The organism is bacterium, from assembly GCA_037127815.1.
Lineage (GTDB): Bacteria > Patescibacteriota > Minisyncoccia > Phycocordibacterales > CAIZLB01 > CAIJKW01.
On the sequence record JBAXXP010000005.1, the window covers coordinates 13,899 to 30,682 of the forward strand.

Below are 16,784 nucleotides of genomic sequence, written 5' to 3' on the forward strand. Positions count from 1 at the left end.
AATTGGGATACCATGGCAACAGAAACTAACACATACAGAAAAGGAGGATATAACTCACAAAAAGTTGAACCCTTTCACAATAGAAGAGAATTGCGTATTCCCCCACACAGCATTGAAGCTGAGCAAGCGGTACTTGGTTCTATCATGCTTCGCCAGGAGGCAATCCTTGACGTCTCAGACATAATTAAAGCAGAGTCCTTCTATAGTGAAAAACATAGGATGATTTTTCTTGCAATGCTTGAACTTTCAGGTAAGCATGAACCTATTGACCTTCTTTCCGTCAGATCCAAACTTGAAGAGCAAGGTATTCTTGATCAAGTCGGAGGAGCTAGTTATTTAACTGAGCTTGTTCACTCTGTTCCATCTTCTGCAAACATTGATCACTACGCAGGACTTGTTCGTAAGAAGTTTATGATGAGAAATTTAATTGGTGCATCAGAGTATATTTCCCAATTGGGCTTTGATGAACAAGGAGACCTAGACGAAATCCTAGACCTTGCTGAAAAGAAAGTTTTTGAACTTACAAACGTTGGTAATGCAAAAAAATTCACTGACCTAAAGAGTGCACTTGAAGAAACTTGGAATCATATTGACAGACTTCATAATTCTCCAGATGAACTTCGTGGTGTTCCTACCGGATTCAAAGACTTAGATTCAAAATTGGCAGGTCTTCAAAAATCTGACCTGATTATCCTTGCTGCCCGTCCGTCTGTTGGAAAGACGTCTTTTGCGCTAGACATTGCAAGGCACGCCGCAGTTGATGGAAAGATTCCAGTTTGTATTTTTTCTCTTGAAATGAGTGCACAGCAGCTTGCCTCAAGAATGCTCTCTGCAGCTTCTCGTGTTGAATCATGGAAAATTAGAACCGCCAAGAATCTTAACGATAATGACTTCGTCATGCTTCAACAAGGTCTTGGAAAATTAAATGACGCACCAATTTATATTGATGATCAAGCTGGAAACAACATCGTTAAAATGAGAAGTTTTGCTAGAAGAATCAAGTCTGAAAAAGGTTTAGGTTTAATTATTGTGGATTACTTGCAGCTTATGTCACCAACAGGCGCCAAGGCATCAGATAACCTTGTTCAACAAATTACAGAGATTTCCCGTTCTCTTAAACACCTAGCACGTGAGATGGATGTACCCGTACTTGCCCTCTCACAGCTTTCCCGTGCCGTTGAACAGCGTGGTGGTAAGCCTAGACTATCTGACCTTCGTGACTCAGGTTCTATTGAGCAGGATGCCGATGTTGTTATGTTTATTCACCGTGAAGATAGATACAAGGAACACAATGAGCGTGATGGTATTGCTGAGATTTTGATTGAGAAGCATAGAAATGGACCAACTGGTGTTGTTCAACTTAAATTTGACGGTGAGCATACATCATTCGTTTCAATTGAGAAGAGTGACTTTGGCGATTTTGATGAGCATATGCAATAAGCGATTTTTAAGCATAAAGATCGCGTCAGAATCAGCAGACTCTGACGAAAACATAAAATATAAAAAATGGACTCCCTAGATAAATTAACAGAAATATTCAAGAAATTCCCAGGTATTGGCCCAAGGCAGGCCAAGCGTTTTGTGTATCATATTTTACAAGAAAATGAAGAAGATGTTGCTACTCTAATTAATGCTATTGGAAACATAAAGCGAGGTATTTCTATTTGCGACAAATGCTATAGATATTTTGAAAACAAAAATAAACAAGCTATTGTCCCCTGTCCAATTTGTACAAATCCAGCAAGAGATCAATCAACCTTAATGATTGTGGTTAAGGACATTGACTTACTTGCAGTTGAGAGAAGTAGAGCATACAACGGTCTATACTTTGTCCTAGGAAACACTGTTCCAATATTGGATGAATCACCTCATTTAAAAATAAGACAGGGTGAATTACTATATAGAATTAATGAATTATGTGGAACAGAAAGCAAAAAAAATGAGGAAGAAACTATTGAAGAATTATCCAGAGAATTGGATTCTGTTTCAGACACAGTGTCATCAACTTTGTCAGAGCAGTCTGTGCCATCTAAATTAAAGGAAATCATTATTGCAACAAGTGTAAACACTGAGGGTGAACATACTGCATTTTATTTGAGTACACTACTTAGACCACAAAAGGAAAAGTCTGGTTTTAAAATCACAACCCTAGGGCGAGGTCTTTCAACAGGAACAGAGCTAGAATATTCTGATGGAGATACATTGAAAAGTGCCTTGGAGAATCGGCATTAATAAAAATACACTTCATTCATGTTACTGAAAACCGGAATACTTTTATAATTGCTTTTTTATCAATATACAATTATGTATTGACCATTAAATCTCTCCGAATGTACCATTAATAACGCACGATCTGCTACCTAAAGATTGTTCTATTGAATTTTCACCGAGCCCTTTACAAAATAATGTATGCGTTCCTACAGATACAGGAATACCTCCGTTTATACTAATAGAGCTATTTGTAACAGGAAGAGATGAAGATGGAACTGTTACCTGATTATATCTGTTCTTAACATAACAAAAACTTACATTAGATACATTAAGATATAGTTTACATTTTCCCCCAGAGACTGTCGTACTGGGATTGAAAATATATTCTCCAACTATTGGTTTTTTAAGGATACACGTCAGAGAGCTTCCTCCATTTATTCCAAGACAACTCCATATATCTGCATCAGTTGAATCTATCGAAGGTTGAAATGTTCCAACACTACAAACATCAACTAAATTTCCACATGACGCGCTTTCAGCAGGTCTGTTGATCGAACATACACTTGAAGACACACCTCCGTACAAACCGCCACATATCCACGTATATTGAGTTGAAGTCACGGCAGAATTACCAGTACTTCCAAAGTAACACGCATCTTTTACGTTGTTGTTACATGAGCCATTGATTGGGGACTTATTAATAGAACATGTTCCTGAAGATGCTCCTCCATATAGCCCACTACATACCCAGGTAAACTGAGAACCCACGTCTCTGGGATCAACGGTATTTCCAAAATAACAGGCATCTTTTATGCTGTTATTACAAGAACCATTTATTAATTCATTTATATCAATACTATGTGTTACCCATGATGAGGTTGCACCATGATTATCTTCTGTTCGAGCTTTAAAAGAAATTTTTCCCGATGAACCCCATGTTTTATTAGCATCTTGACTTAATCCCGATGAAACAAACCCCGTAGACGGAAGGTATGTATCTCCAACACCATCATTATTCCAATCAACAGTATACTTTACACTATCGCCTACATCAGGATCTGTCGCTTGAACAGCAAAGGAATAGGGTGTGCCAGTATTTCCTATATCCGGACCAATTACTGTTGGAGGGTTTGGCGATTTATTAACTGGAGGCGGTACTACTGCAGTGAAATCATATGTGTAAGATGAGGCTGATATATTGTACTGATACGGAGCTGTTGTAAGATTGGCCCACATAGTAGCAGGAGTCTTAAGGGTCTCCAGTGGGATATTATTTCCATAACAACCAGGAATAAGTGGCAAAGGGGGGTAACCAGTTGATCCTGTTCTTGGGTCATAATATCTATAATAAAATTTTCCAGAAGTTTGTCCAAAAGAAAATATAGGTGAAATACCGCCAGCGCTATTTATAGTACATGTCATTGTGTAACCTTGTTTTTCATCATTCAGTAGTTGACCACAAGACATATTATTCGTATTACTAATTGATTCAACAGGAGGACTTATCATGAGAGGTATATATGCCTTATAATTTACATATTCGAAGAGCGTAGTACTAACATAATCCTTATCTAAACATTCGGGGTTTTTAACATAAGTTGGCATAGAATTACCCCAATCTCCATATGGCGAATCCTGAGAATATCCAGTACCAGTCCAGGAAATATCTGTAGACTCATGCTTTAAAAAACTAAGCTTAATGGTTGTTCCAACATTTACATTATCACCTTTTTTAATTGACAAACCAGTCGAGGTATCGATAATTTCAATTTTATAGTCCACCTTAATCTGTGGGTTTATTAATGCTCTAGACCAACCAGAAGAACTCCATCTATTCCAGAAATAGTAAAACTCAGCAGTAACAGTTTTATCAGATGAGATAGTCGTCATCGCCTCCACCGTATTTAGTGGAAAAAATATAATATTCAGAAAAAATGTCAAAATAACAATAGGTAAAATAATATTTTCCTTAATTCTATTTTTATATTTCTTAATAAAAATAAAACCAAAAAATAATACTATAATTCCTACAATGGTTAGAAATATTGGTGAGAATATTCTTTTATTACATTTTGTAGGATCAATTAATTTACAATCGTAATTCATTGTAGATTCATCAACAATTTTGTCATTATTGAATAGTACGGCATGAACAGAAAAAACATCTAAATCAACCTTAGATATAAAGTCTTTTTTTACAGCCATCATGTCTCCAGTAACAATACCCTCATAGGAATAAGATTCTATAACCTTACCCTTTTCATCTTTAATTTCCAGCAGAAGCTTATTATTCGGGACTTGTGAAGACTGACCACTATTATGCAAACATGTAAACAAAGTTGATGACTCCCCTTTTTTTAATGGAAAAGAAGTAATTGAGGGAAAATTAAGTCTTACCTTATCAACCTCATCTCTTACGAATCTAATTCCTACAACAGATTTTGAATCTTTGTAAACTAGCTCTCCAACCAGATAATATACAGGTGCATCTTTTTCAGGAATTGATAATTCTATTTTTTTTGACGATGATGATGCTATTTCAATTTCTGTTGTGAATTCTCTAATTAAATTTTTTGGGTTAATGCTATCCCATTGGTATAGTTTCCATTTAACTTGTGTTACCTGCCTTATCTTTGTTGTATTTTCTACAGAAAGAGAGATTTTTACGTCATCTTCCTTTTTAATACGAGGTGGATAAGCTGCGAAGTAGTAAGGAATAGCATTTATCACCACTGAACTTTTGTTAAACATTACGCCTGTTTTTTCTCCATCAACTTTGAAATTAAATGAATTTCCCACAACATCATCTGTAAACGATAGACCGAGCAGATTGAACTTTTTATCTACTATAAAAAAAGTTACAAGCCTATAATCTCCACTCTGTGCATAAGTAGGAACTTTCCATGTGAATGACGTTGGTATAGAACCATTGGCAGGAATCGCTAGATTATCAACCGCAATAAATTGATCGACAACATCAGGTCCATTAGGATTTTTTTCTCCTCCTACATTTTTAAATATTTTAACGTATAAGGTACCTTGTACTATTGGATATTTATTATTATTCTTTATATTACCAAAAAAATTCATGTCCATACCAGAGACAGCACTAGAGCTTTGAGACGACATGTCAGCAGAAACACTTCCGAATGTATAATAATCAAAGCAATTTACAACCTCTGAACTTAGTTTGGCATCTGGTGTTTTTCCCAAAAGTACCGACCCTGGTACAAAAGGAAAAGATGATGATCCTGTTTTTTCTAATTCCTCTTTTTGTTTTTTAATTGTCTGATCAGGCGTAAGAGAATTAAGTATATTTTGCTTTTCCGCTTCAGTAAGATATTTAACAGACCCCTCTGATAGTCCATAATCTGCCCAGTTATTAGATTGAGCAAATACTGGTATTGAGACAATCGTGAAAATAAAAACAGACAGAGCAAATACAACTTTTTTCATCACTATATTATACATTAAAAAGAATATTTAGTATAATTACATAAAAATTACTTATTATTTACCAACAAAAAAACCGAGCTTGACTCGGTTTTTCCATGTTTATCTTTTTAGTAACCTACGCTACCTTTGTAATCTTAACCTTAAAGAAAGGTTGTCTGTGACCAAACTTCATTGATCTTGAACGAGACTTTTGTTTGTATCTCATTCCTACAACCTTTGCTGATCTTCCGATTTCTACAATCTCTCCAACAACCTTTGCTCCTGGGATCATAGGTGCTCCTAGTGTTGTTGCTTTACCGTCATCCTTAAGAAGCACATCTGTAAACTCTACTTTTTCTCCTAGAGCGTGTTCTCCCTTCATAATTTCCATACTTATAATAAGCCCTTCAGAAACTCTGTATTGCTTTGCGCCGGTTTTAATAACAGCAAAAGCCGCTTCTGCGCTCGCTATTTTAGGTGATATTTTATTAGTTATAGCCATATAGGTACAGAGTATACACTACTGGCGCGGATTATCAAGCCCCCTTGTGGATAATTAGCCTTACTGTGGATAATGGCCTATATTACCACTATTTATATGTTAAAATAGCAGTATCATGAACGATTTACAATTTGACGATAGTTTGCAATCACCAGCACCAGGTAATGGCAGTTTATTGTATTCTAGATTCCAAAAAAGTGATAAACGTCCATCAATGGTCAATTTTCTAATCACAAAGGGTATCATTAAGTCAGAAAAGGCAGCGAACAACATGTTGCTTGCTCTTTCAGCCTTATTTTTGCTTTCATCTTTTGGTGTAATTTATTATTTCTTCTACTACACACCAAGTGCACCAGCTGGTCAAAGAAACCTTCCTGTACCTGTTCAAATCATGCAAAAGACAAATGAATACGTACAACAAGGTATTGACCCAACAGAGGCAAGACAAAGAGCTACACAAGAGGTTATGAATGCAGAAATACCAACAGGTTCACCTGCTCCAGTTAAATAAATATTTTAAACTTTATGCCTATAGAATTTGAAGAATACAAAGCAGGAGAGCAAATGTTTAGCCCAAATGGAAGATCTTTGGGTAAAGCACCAGCTGTTAAAGAAAAAAGACCAAGTTCTATCTTGGGTTTTTTGATAGCACTTAAACTTGCCAAGAATGAGGATCATGCAAAGTTTATTTTGCTTATAGTCATCATCATCGCAGTCGGACTGACGATGTATTTTGGAATAAATACATACAGAGATTTTCATCCGGATGTATACGTTGCACCTATAGATTTGAATCAATTAAAGTAGAATCAAAATCTTATTCCTCTTCTGTAATCATCGCCGGTTTATCTATAACAATAGGATCAATCTCCGCAGTAACTGCACTTTCTGTGATTCTCATAACATCTTTATCTACCTTCGCAAGCTCTCTGTGTGCCTTATTATAATGGCTCACTGTAGTCCCCAGAGACTTACCTAATGATTGCATGAATTGCTCGTATGCACCCAAATGCTTTCCCAGGTCCTCTACCCTTTTTCTAATCTCCTTTGCTGATTCCTCAATTTGTAGTGCCTTTAGACCTTGTAGCACGGTCTGTAAGTAGGCGAGGAAGGATGTTGGTGAAGTAATGATCACATGCTTCTCTTTGAACGCATATTCAATCAAATCTCTTGTATTTATTTTAACAGATCCAACTTGTGCTACCAACAAATCGTAATAAATGGCTTCGTGAGGAATAAACATAAAAGCAAATTCCATAGTATTTTCTGAAGGCTTAATATATTTTGAAGTCTCATCGATTCTTGCTTTTAAATCATTTCTAAACTGTTTCTCTAGCTTTTCTTTTTCAATAGGATCTCTTTCTGCTGATAGTCTATTGTAATTCTCTAAACTAAACTTTGAGTCAATTGGAATAATTTTATCTTTAACAAAAACAACAGCATCCACAATGGTTCCATCTTTAAATGGATATTGCATTTGAAAGCTTCCTATTGGTAAAACATTCTTAAGCAGTGTTTCTAGATAATATTCACCCAAAATTCCACGTTGTTTTGGATTCTTTAATATATCCTGCAAGCTTTGTAGTTGATCTGCAAATGATACAACCTGTCTGTTAGTTTCATCGAGTTTTGTAAGACGCTCTGTTACATCCTTAAGTAACTTAAAAGATTCAGTTGTTTGATGTTGCACTGATTCTCTCATTTCTTTTGACGATTGATACATCTTGTTATCCATATTCTTTGCAACATCGCCCAGCTTATTGTCCACCGTTTTTGCTACATCTCCAAGCTTGCTGTCTACGTTTCTAGATAGCTCATTTAACTGCTGTAACAGTATTTGCTGAGAGGATTGGATAATCTGTTGAGTTGATTGGTCCTTGGCAAAGAACATAGCCTTTTCTTCCTCGCTAAAGCCCTTTGGGGCGCCTGACTTACGCATCAAAATAAACAGAACAACAATATTGATAATGACTATCAATAAAGCTATAATAATAACCGCAATTGTGCTGGAAGATATATTCATGGTAATGATTATACCAAATAACTTAAGAATTAAACAATCCAAATAACAACAAAAAATATGACAATCTCAGAACAAATTAGAGCCGAGCTTAAGGAAGCCATGATAGCAAAAGATTCAGTAAAAATGATGACTCTTCGTGGTCTACTTTCTGGTTTTACAAATGAACTAGTGGCTGTTGGCAAGAAACCTCAAGACATAATAACTGACGAGGAAGCAATAGCTGTTATAAAGCGTGCTGTTAAGCAAAGAAAAGATGCTATTGAGCAATTTACAAACGGAGGAAGAGCTGATCTTGCAGATTCAGAGAAGGCAGAACTTGCTTTGCTTGAAGTCTATATGCCAGCACAAATGTCTCGTGAAGAAATTCAGAAGATTGTAGAAGCTAAAAAAGCAGAGCTTGGAGTTGATACAACAGATAAGACAAAAGCAGGACTTCTAATGAGCACATGCATGAAAGAATTAAAAGGAAAAGCTGATGGTGGAGACGTAAAGGCAGTTGTTGATGCAATGTTTGCATAGTAGGTATTACAAAAATGGAATAAAAAGAGGGCCGACGCTTGCGCGTCGGCCCTTGTTGGTTGTTGAGGCAAGATACGTATAGAGTACCTAGCCTAAAATTGTTATCGAACCTTGGTGTTTCCACCAGAGTCCGCTGTCTTCCTAACTGCTCTTGAGCAGATAGGACCATCGTGAAGTAACCTGAAGACCTTTGCAGGTACGAAGTCCTCTGGTGTAGCCATAGCCACCTCAGAGAGTTCGCTGAAGGCTTGGAGCTCCTTTGCTTTGATGTCATCACGGCAAACCGTGCCAGCATCTTCGGCGTAGGTGTGCAAGCACAACACATAGTTGTTGCTTGCAGTCTGGGCCTTACTGGCCAGACGCTCCAATTCTACGTACCTCGGGTCGTGCAATGCTCTCCGGACTCCGTCCAGATAGAATGCACAGACCATAAGGAAAATCACGGCGGTGACAACCTGCAGCGCAGCTGCAAAGTTGCCCTTACTTACAGAGCGACGTTTGTTCATCTACGTGAAATAGTAGCATGATTAGCTCATTCTGTCAAGCAAATCACAGGCAAAACTCCTCCTTTAGCCATACAACAGGCTCCGTATATAGGAACAGCGCATTCACCATAGTGGTGAATGCGCTGGGTTTGTAGCTTGGGATGATTAGTCCTTAACTACTGACTTTGCTGATAGTATCAGACTACCTTCTGGTGGTTCTCCGTAGAACCTATTCGCCAGAGGGCCATAATGATGTTCAGCAATAATGAACACCTCGTATCCGCCCTTTTCATCATCCTGAGGGACAAGAACGCGATAAGAAGTTTCATCATCTCGAAACAGAACTCCATTTTCCAAGCAATCCGCCTTGCGTCTGACCATGGCGCAGTACAGAGCATATTGAGCCATCCTAAGGACATCAGTGATTGGCTTTTTATGATGCGTGAGTAATCTATTCATTCTGAGTAATTCTATTGTTAATTGTTATTTGAGTTTACTAGAAGCCAGTTATTTGCAACACCTCATGTTAGCAAATACCTTCAGACTTCATCGCAAAACTCAAATGACACAAAACATATCTATAAAACTTCAAACTTGTCTATTTATGACAATGCCATATCATGGAGAAAATGTCAACTATTAAAAAAAATTAGATTCCCTTCTTTAAGACCTTTATGCTACAATCGATTAAACACATAACTAATTAAATAAATATGAAAATAATAATCTGCACAGAAAATAAAGCTAAAGTTCAAGCAGTAGAGAGCGTACTTAATAGAGTTTGGTCAGATTTTTCACTTATTAATGAGAAATTTGATTCAGATATTTCTGAACAACCATTATCAGAAGCTGAAGGAATTGAAGGAGCAATGAACAGGGCAAACAACGCCAAACTAAAACATGAAGATGCAGATTATTATATTGGAATGGAAGGATATGTTGATACAAATGATTATGGAATGTTCTTGGCAGGAGTTGTTGTTGTCATAGACAAAAACGGCAAAACAGGAATTGGATCAAGTGCAAAAATGCAATTACCAATTAGTATTCAGAAGAAAATTGAAGAAGGCCAAGAACTTGGTCCACTCATGAAGGAGTTGATGAAGGATTCAACTGATTCAATAAGACAACTTGATGGTACAAACGGTATTCTATCTAAGGGTTTATATAATAGAGTTGACGAGTTTAAAAACGCCACGGAGTGTGCGTTAACTAGATTTCAGTCACCTGAGTTTTTTGACTAGTTGAATTGGAATCAGACACAATAGTATTTGACCCAGCAATACCTAATCTCAACCCTAACTCAATCTATTGTTCGATACTCTCGATCTCCTTTTTTGTTTTAGCAAAATCTCCATCATAAAGAATAGTGTTAATGCCAAGTGCAAATGCAGCGTCGAGAAATATTTGTGTATTATCAATAAATACAACCTCTTTGGCTTTCAAACCCATAGTAAACAAAATCTGTCTGTATATTTCAGGTTCGTCTTTACTTAACTTAGCCTTTGCAGAGGTCATTACCAGTTTAAATAATCTATCTATGCCATCTTTTTTGAGAGTATCATCAAGATCTAAATCAGTATCTGAGATAAGAACAAAAATATATTTTTCCTGATTAGTTTTTATAAACTGTATAAGCTCCGCGTTAAGGCAGGCCATACCATTATTGTTCAAATATAGTACTCCTCCAGCATCGACGAAAATTGTTTTAATTGTGTTTTTCATTTTTATTATCTTTTACCAATTTTTAAATTCTTGTAATGTCCGGCAAATCTGAAATTTTTAACATACGGAAATAAAATCAGTAATACAAGTGCCGCAACAATATTCAGTGAGGAAGCTAGAATAAATACAGCTTCAAAGCCAAATACCGTTGCAATATAGCCACCAGTCAACCCTCCAATTGATGTAGAAACAGTTAGGCCTCCAACACTGAACAAACTCCATTCGAAACCCTGACTCTCTCTATCAATATGATGAGAAAATATTGCATAATAAGCAGCAAAAATACAAGCATCTGCAATACCTGTTAAAATTTGTAAGAAATATAGATCATTAATATTTTTAATAAACAGATATGCCAGACTGTAGAATATTGCTAATATTATACCTAAAAGCAGAACGTAAAAATCATCTCTCTCCCCTTTTGCAATATCTAATCTTCTAGCAATTGGGATTTGAAATATAGCTTTTACAATAGAATAGATTGCGATTGACACACCAACAGTAGCCAAAGTTGCACCTATTATATTTTGCGTAATAAAAATCGCAATTATTGGCATATATAAACCGGCAGATACATTAAAAATAAAAACAAAAGCTAGTAAGGTTTTTATAGCTTTGTTTATAATTGGCTTATTCTCGGCTCTATTTTGCAACGTCATAATCGTAAGCGATTTTAATTTCTGACGCCATAATTGCATCTTCCAACAAATCAACCTGGTCCTTAAGGCCTTCTTCTTTCAACCTAGGAATTGTTTGGTTTTTTAATATCTCAATATTAGCCTTCCAATCCTCAAGCTCTTTTTTTGTAAGTATGTACCTACCACTGACTGATCCCTCCATTTTTCTAGAAACTGATGAGGCAAGCATCTCATCACCTCTTTTAATCATATCTGCAAATTCTTCATATGTTGAATGTAAATTTTCAGTATCTACTTTTGGTAAGAATGTTCTATATGACTCTTCTAAATAATTATTCATCTTAATCAATTCTTCCTGTTTCATTTCAACTATCGCCATATATAATTCTATAGAGTTCATTCTTACCTCAACTGAGTTTACTAACCCCATTTCTTCTACTGATAATACTGGTTTTTTGCTTTCTGGTGATGATTCATTCATAGACTAATAATAGCACAATTGATAATTTACGACCAAATGATTACATAGGTTCAAGTCAGGTATTACAAACCCATTAATTCCTCAACTTTCTCCAATACTAGGGGAATTTCTTTATATCCAGCTTTTTTATTCAAATGCTGTCCTCCTTGTATGGTATATAGTTCTGCTCCAAGATTTGTTTCAAGTTCTTCAGCTTGCCAATACGGAACATGAGGATCATTGTCTGAACTTATTGCGATGATTTTATTTGCCACTCTTTTTATTTTTTCAAAATCCAAAGGAATATCAAAAAAACTATTTAATTCCGTAAAATGAATAGGACTCACAAAGCCTGCAACAAGAACTGCCCCACCAGTCTTTATTTCAGGATTTAAATTATTTAAATATTGCACAATTGTAATACAACCCAAACTGTGACCTACAAAGTATGTATTTTCATCAGGATTCAATACCTCAGATTGTATATAAGGTAGCCATTCAGAACATATTGGGTGATCAGTATTTGGCATTGCTAAAACTTTTACTGTCACATCATCAATTTTTTCCAATTCCGATTTTAGCCATGGAAACCAATTACCATCAGGGGTTCCTGTGTAGCCATGAACTATATATACTTTTTTCATATTTTTAGTATAGCAGGAAAAATACAGATGACCGAGAAGTGATTAAATCTAAAAAATTATTTTAAAAATAGCAATAAGTGCAACGGCAGTCCAGATTATGTTTAGAATTCCTGGCTGATAGTTCTTTTTTTGGAAGGATACAAGAACAATTCCTAACGCGCCTGTTCCGTTAAGAATTTGATACCAGACATTATTTGGGCTAATGAAAGAAAAACTTATTAGAATATAGGCAAATACTATTGCAACCATTCCATACCAACCATACCATTCTATGAATTTTTTCATTATATTTTAGCGATTACTTCTCATATATCTTAACATAAATAATACCTATTTACTTTGTACTTTCTTTATAATGTAATTAAAAACACCCCCTAAGACAACGCTTAAGTCGGGTGTTATACGTCAGTTTTGCGTTACTGACACCGGGAGTATTAAATTCAATCGAGGACATCTACTTTTTTAATTTCAACGCCTCTTTCTGTGAGATTAAAGTTGCCATCATACCAGACGTCGGCAATCAATTTTTCTCCTTTAAGAATACGAGGAATCCAGTGCATATCAGAATCCATAAATTGTTCCTTTGGTGGTAGTTCATCAACTGAAAACCATGTCGGTTCAATCATTTCACCTGAATCAGTCGGTATATCAATAATGTTGTTTACAATAAATACATGGGCTTTAAAAAGAAAGCTGTCGCCATTATGAAATTCAATATAAGCCACCTTTTCCACATCGCTCTTGCAAATTGATGCGCCTCCACTTTCTTCTCCAAATTCCCTGACTGCGCAATCGGCAAGGTCTTGGTCCGTCTCTGAATCAAAACCTCCACCGTAGCCATTCCACAGCCCAATTCCAAGAACTCGAGTCTTTTTTGCCAAAAGAACCATTCCGTCCTTGATTACAAAAACAATTGTACCAGTTCGTTCTTTCATACTATGGAAATGGTAGCATGAATTGAAATTATTAAATATGGGTACAAATGAACCCCCGAACCGCTCTGCGGTTCGGGGGATTTATATATTTGTACCTCCTTGTTAACGTTTAAGCTTCTTAAAGGCCCTTCTTTTTTTCGAAAGTAAACCATGAGTTCTTTCAAACCTGAATCCGTAGTCGAGCTGACCAACTATCTCTTCTAGCGTGCTTTCAGGTTTGGACACTACACATGGAATAATACCGCATCCCTCTTTCTCGTGACTAATTGATTGTTTAAAGTGACCAATAAGTCCACGTACAGAACTCTTCACTTGGAATCGTACCCAACCGATTACCTTGTGTCGAATCCAAAGATCTACACCACAATGATCTTCATTATCATCTGATTCACAGCACTCCTCATACCACCAAGGTTTCAGTGTTTCGAGTGCATATATCACCTTAAGCTCATTAAAACGTCCAAGTTTTTTTGAGCTCAATCTTCTCCTGACTTCAGCAGGAGCAATATCTCTGAATGGATCAATCGTTTTCATAACTCCATTGGCTATACTATACTATTTTAAACTAAACGCAAAACCGCCACTGCTGACGGTTTTGATAATTTTTTCGATTTTAAATTACTGGCTATAAAATAAATCTATATCTCCAATATTTTAGCAACATAATCTATATCCTTATCTCCTCGGCCAGAAATATTAACAACCATAATCTCATCCTTACTCAATGCTGGAGCAAGCTTTATTACATGAGCTACTGCATGAGCGCTTTCAAGGGCTGGAATAATTCCTTCAACCTTAGATAGCTCAAGAAAGGCCCTGAGAGATTCATCATCAGAGGCTCCAACATAATCTACTCTTCCTATACTTTTTAAATATGCATGAATCGGCCCAACTCCAGGATAATCTAATCCAGATGCAATTGAATGAACCGGCGACGGTTCCCCTTTTTCATCTTGTAAAACAATCGTTTTCATTCCGTGTATTACACCAGTCGTGCCATGTGTAATAGTCGCAGCATGTTCACCAACCTTATCACTTTTTCCAGCAGGCTCTACTCCAATTAGCTTAACTGTATCATCAAGAAATTCATGAAATAAACCAATCGCATTTGATCCCCCTCCAACACATCCAATAATATAATCCGGCAATCTTTTTTCTTGCTCCATTATTTGTTCTCTAACTTCCCTACCAACAATTGATTGAAAATCTCTAACAATCATTGGATATGGATGGGGTCCGACCACTGATCCAATAGCAAAAAAAGTAGTTTTATATTCATTCATGAACTTGATAAAAGCACTGTCCACTGCATCTTTAAGACATTTTCCACCAGAAGTGACCTCAACAATTTTAGCACCTAATAATTTCATTCTTATAACATTAGGGTGTTCTTTTTCTATATCAATTGAACCCATATGAATTTCACATTCAAGACCAAGAAGTACCGCAGCTGTTGCAAGAGCAACTCCATGTTGCCCAGCTCCAGTCTCTGCTAATAATTTTTTCTTACCCATTCTTTTGGCCAGTAGAGCTTCTCCAATACAGTGATTTATCTTATGTGCACCCGTATGATTTAGGTCCTCACGTTTAAGATATATTTTTGCTCCACCAAGTTTTTCAGTTAAATTTTTTGCATAATACAAAGGCGATGGTCTTCCAACATAGTTCTTTAGTAAATCTAGATATTCCTTCTGAAATACTGGATCATTTTTTGCAATTAAATATTCCCTTTCTATTTCCTTCAACACCTCAGCCAATTGAGGAGGTACAAAACTTCCTCCAAACTCTCCATAATACCCATCTATATCCGGTAAATTTTTTAACGATTTTATTTCTTTGTTCATATAATTTTATTTATTTAATAACTAACTAACAGCAGACGTTTAGTAGTTACGCCAAAATTCAGTACAATGATTTTTAAAAATAAATTTAGTCATATAGATAAAACAAAAACTCCCACAATCTGTGGGAGTTTTTGTTATTTAAGGAGATAATTATAAATACAACAAAAGCTACCCACTAATGTGAGTTGCCCACCAAGTTGTATTTATAATATTTATATTTCTTAACACGATGAGATTATAGGGTATATATGAATTGAAGGCAAGGAACATGTTACAAATGGAATTAAATATCACTCTGACCCAACAACAAACCAAGCTTCATTTGATTCACTGTGCTGTAGATCAAGATGATTTATAAAAAGTCCTTTCCTGAAATCAACTGTACAAATCGCATTTACCCCAGATCCACAATACGATATTTCGGGGAATTCAGTATCTATGGGTGTTGTCGTTGAAGGAATTGTACCAGATTCGTTCTCATATACTGATGGAATAATTGCCAACCACCCGTTTTGTTTTAGAACATCTCTTGCGTGATAATAGCTATCTCTAAGCTTATAAGTAAAACTGTCATCTAATATATTTCTAACGTAAGACAGAACCTCCACCTTGCTCTTATTTTTTATTTGGAAGGTATATAAATTACCATTATAAATAAATTCTAAAGTAGGCGTAGTGCGAGAGCTTTCATTAAAATAATAAGCATCCAAATTTTCATTTATCTTTATTTTTTCCCATCCAAATCCTCCAATATCCTTTGCAGTATTTTTCTTCCCCTCAAAATACGCCACGGTGCAGAATTCAGCACCATTGCAATTACCATTTTCTGGTACTAAAGTTGAGACATTAACCCTATATCCAACATCTTCAGTTACAGTATATTCAGCTTGGATTTTTTCTCCATTTACTGCAAAATCGATTTTCTGAGGTAATAATATAGGTATTTTTATTCCAGAATTCAACATATCAGCATTAATTTTTGTAAAATTAAATGTACTAGTAGAATTTCCGTTTGTATTTTCTTCTTGTTGGTAAATAACTTTTATACCCTTATTAGCAAGTACAGTTTCTGGATTGATGACTGTATTCTCATTTATAATATCTTCTGTAATTTTTCTACTATTTCCCAAAAATAAATATAGACTAACCACTAATAAAAATACCACTAATGCGATTAATAAAATCCCTTTTTTCATATGTACATTATATCAAAGTATCAACATGTTCACTAAATAATAAATTTTAATAAATTACTTTTTACAATCGTCCTATTTTAAAAATTGTGACCCCAAAACATGGCTTTCCGAACTGCTAGCCCTTCGGTCGAGCATCATAAACCTCAGAAAAGAATTATTATCTTATA

20 protein-coding genes are annotated in these 16,784 nt (G+C 35.8%); 6 read left to right on the forward strand and 14 right to left on the reverse strand.

Annotated features, from left to right (window positions below):
- Window positions 1-12: 12 nt before the first annotated feature.
- Together dnaB and WCQ00_03805 are read left to right on the forward strand one after the other, a co-directional pair.
- The gene (dnaB, locus tag WCQ00_03800; GenBank protein ID MEI6042659.1) at window positions 13-1,440 is read left to right on the forward strand and encodes a replicative DNA helicase; all 1,428 of its coding nucleotides are present in this window, start codon (window positions 13-15) and stop codon (window positions 1,438-1,440) included.
- Window positions 1,441-1,506: 66 nt separating this feature from the next.
- Window positions 1,507-2,232 carry a toprim domain-containing protein gene (locus WCQ00_03805; protein ID MEI6042660.1) on the forward strand — a complete coding sequence of 242 codons (726 nt, stop codon included), beginning with the start codon at window positions 1,507-1,509 and terminating at the stop codon, window positions 2,230-2,232.
- Window positions 2,233-2,316: 84 nt separating this feature from the next.
- On the opposite strand, the gene WCQ00_03810 is transcribed toward WCQ00_03805, so the two are convergent.
- Window positions 2,317-5,667, reverse strand: coding sequence for a hypothetical protein (locus WCQ00_03810; GenBank protein ID MEI6042661.1), 3,351 nt, complete (start codon window positions 5,665-5,667; stop codon window positions 2,317-2,319).
- 115 nt (window positions 5,668-5,782) lie between these two features.
- On the reverse strand, window positions 5,783-6,148 hold the full coding sequence (gene rplU / locus WCQ00_03815; protein ID MEI6042662.1) for a 50S ribosomal protein L21: 366 nt from the start codon (window positions 6,146-6,148) through the stop codon (window positions 5,783-5,785).
- 115 nt (window positions 6,149-6,263) lie between these two features.
- On the opposite strand from rplU, the gene WCQ00_03820 reads away from it, so the two are divergent.
- Entirely contained in the window at window positions 6,264-6,659 is a 396-nt protein-coding gene (locus tag WCQ00_03820) for a hypothetical protein (protein MEI6042663.1), read from the forward strand.
- 14 nt (window positions 6,660-6,673) lie between these two features.
- On the forward strand, window positions 6,674-6,955 hold the full coding sequence (locus WCQ00_03825) for a hypothetical protein (protein ID MEI6042664.1): 282 nt from the start codon (window positions 6,674-6,676) through the stop codon (window positions 6,953-6,955).
- Between the two features lie 10 nt (window positions 6,956-6,965).
- On the opposite strand, the gene WCQ00_03830 is transcribed toward WCQ00_03825, so the two are convergent.
- Complete coding sequence (locus tag WCQ00_03830) at window positions 6,966-8,171, reverse strand: DNA recombination protein RmuC (protein MEI6042665.1); 1,206 nt, start codon at window positions 8,169-8,171, stop codon at window positions 6,966-6,968.
- A 57-nt stretch (window positions 8,172-8,228) separates the two neighbouring features.
- Here WCQ00_03830 and WCQ00_03835 point away from each other — a divergent pair, with 57 nt between their 5' ends.
- Window positions 8,229-8,690 carry a GatB/YqeY domain-containing protein gene (locus tag WCQ00_03835; GenBank protein MEI6042666.1) on the forward strand — a complete coding sequence of 154 codons (462 nt, stop codon included), beginning with the start codon at window positions 8,229-8,231 and terminating at the stop codon, window positions 8,688-8,690.
- A 101-nt stretch (window positions 8,691-8,791) separates the two neighbouring features.
- On the opposite strand, the gene WCQ00_03840 is transcribed toward WCQ00_03835, so the two are convergent.
- Together WCQ00_03840 and WCQ00_03845 are read right to left on the reverse strand one after the other, a co-directional pair.
- On the reverse strand, window positions 8,792-9,196 hold the full coding sequence (locus WCQ00_03840) for a hypothetical protein (GenBank protein MEI6042667.1): 405 nt from the start codon (window positions 9,194-9,196) through the stop codon (window positions 8,792-8,794).
- Between the two features lie 144 nt (window positions 9,197-9,340).
- Window positions 9,341-9,634 (reverse strand): hypothetical protein, encoded by a 294-nt coding sequence (locus WCQ00_03845; protein ID MEI6042668.1) that lies wholly within the window; start codon window positions 9,632-9,634, stop codon window positions 9,341-9,343.
- A gap of 254 nt (window positions 9,635-9,888) precedes the next feature.
- On the opposite strand from WCQ00_03845, the gene WCQ00_03850 reads away from it, so the two are divergent.
- Window positions 9,889-10,419 (forward strand): inosine/xanthosine triphosphatase, encoded by a 531-nt coding sequence (locus WCQ00_03850; protein MEI6042669.1) that lies wholly within the window; start codon window positions 9,889-9,891, stop codon window positions 10,417-10,419.
- A gap of 64 nt (window positions 10,420-10,483) precedes the next feature.
- On the opposite strand, the gene WCQ00_03855 is transcribed toward WCQ00_03850, so the two are convergent.
- From WCQ00_03855 to WCQ00_03895, 9 genes are all read right to left on the reverse strand, one after another.
- A complete protein-coding gene (locus WCQ00_03855; GenBank protein MEI6042670.1) occupies window positions 10,484-10,900 on the reverse strand; it encodes an HAD-IA family hydrolase in 417 nt (138 codons plus the stop codon).
- Between the two features lie 5 nt (window positions 10,901-10,905).
- Complete coding sequence (locus WCQ00_03860) at window positions 10,906-11,559, reverse strand: MFS transporter (protein ID MEI6042671.1); 654 nt, start codon at window positions 11,557-11,559, stop codon at window positions 10,906-10,908.
- Entirely contained in the window at window positions 11,543-12,019 is a 477-nt protein-coding gene (locus WCQ00_03865; protein ID MEI6042672.1) for a hypothetical protein, read from the reverse strand. Before WCQ00_03865 ends, WCQ00_03860 begins: the two co-directional genes overlap by 17 nt.
- A gap of 62 nt (window positions 12,020-12,081) precedes the next feature.
- Window positions 12,082-12,642 (reverse strand): alpha/beta hydrolase, encoded by a 561-nt coding sequence (locus WCQ00_03870; GenBank protein MEI6042673.1) that lies wholly within the window; start codon window positions 12,640-12,642, stop codon window positions 12,082-12,084.
- 48 nt (window positions 12,643-12,690) lie between these two features.
- Window positions 12,691-12,927 carry a hypothetical protein gene (locus tag WCQ00_03875; GenBank protein ID MEI6042674.1) on the reverse strand — a complete coding sequence of 79 codons (237 nt, stop codon included), beginning with the start codon at window positions 12,925-12,927 and terminating at the stop codon, window positions 12,691-12,693.
- Window positions 12,928-13,082: 155 nt separating this feature from the next.
- On the reverse strand, window positions 13,083-13,577 hold the full coding sequence (locus tag WCQ00_03880) for an NUDIX domain-containing protein (protein MEI6042675.1): 495 nt from the start codon (window positions 13,575-13,577) through the stop codon (window positions 13,083-13,085).
- A gap of 102 nt (window positions 13,578-13,679) precedes the next feature.
- Window positions 13,680-14,111: a hypothetical protein gene (locus WCQ00_03885; protein MEI6042676.1), complete on the reverse strand. Its 432-nt coding sequence runs from the start codon at window positions 14,109-14,111 to the stop codon at window positions 13,680-13,682.
- 104 nt (window positions 14,112-14,215) lie between these two features.
- On the reverse strand, window positions 14,216-15,421 hold the full coding sequence (gene trpB / locus WCQ00_03890; GenBank protein MEI6042677.1) for a tryptophan synthase subunit beta: 1,206 nt from the start codon (window positions 15,419-15,421) through the stop codon (window positions 14,216-14,218).
- Between the two features lie 290 nt (window positions 15,422-15,711).
- On the reverse strand, window positions 15,712-16,617 hold the full coding sequence (locus WCQ00_03895; protein MEI6042678.1) for a hypothetical protein: 906 nt from the start codon (window positions 16,615-16,617) through the stop codon (window positions 15,712-15,714).
- Window positions 16,618-16,784: the final 167 nt, after the last annotated feature.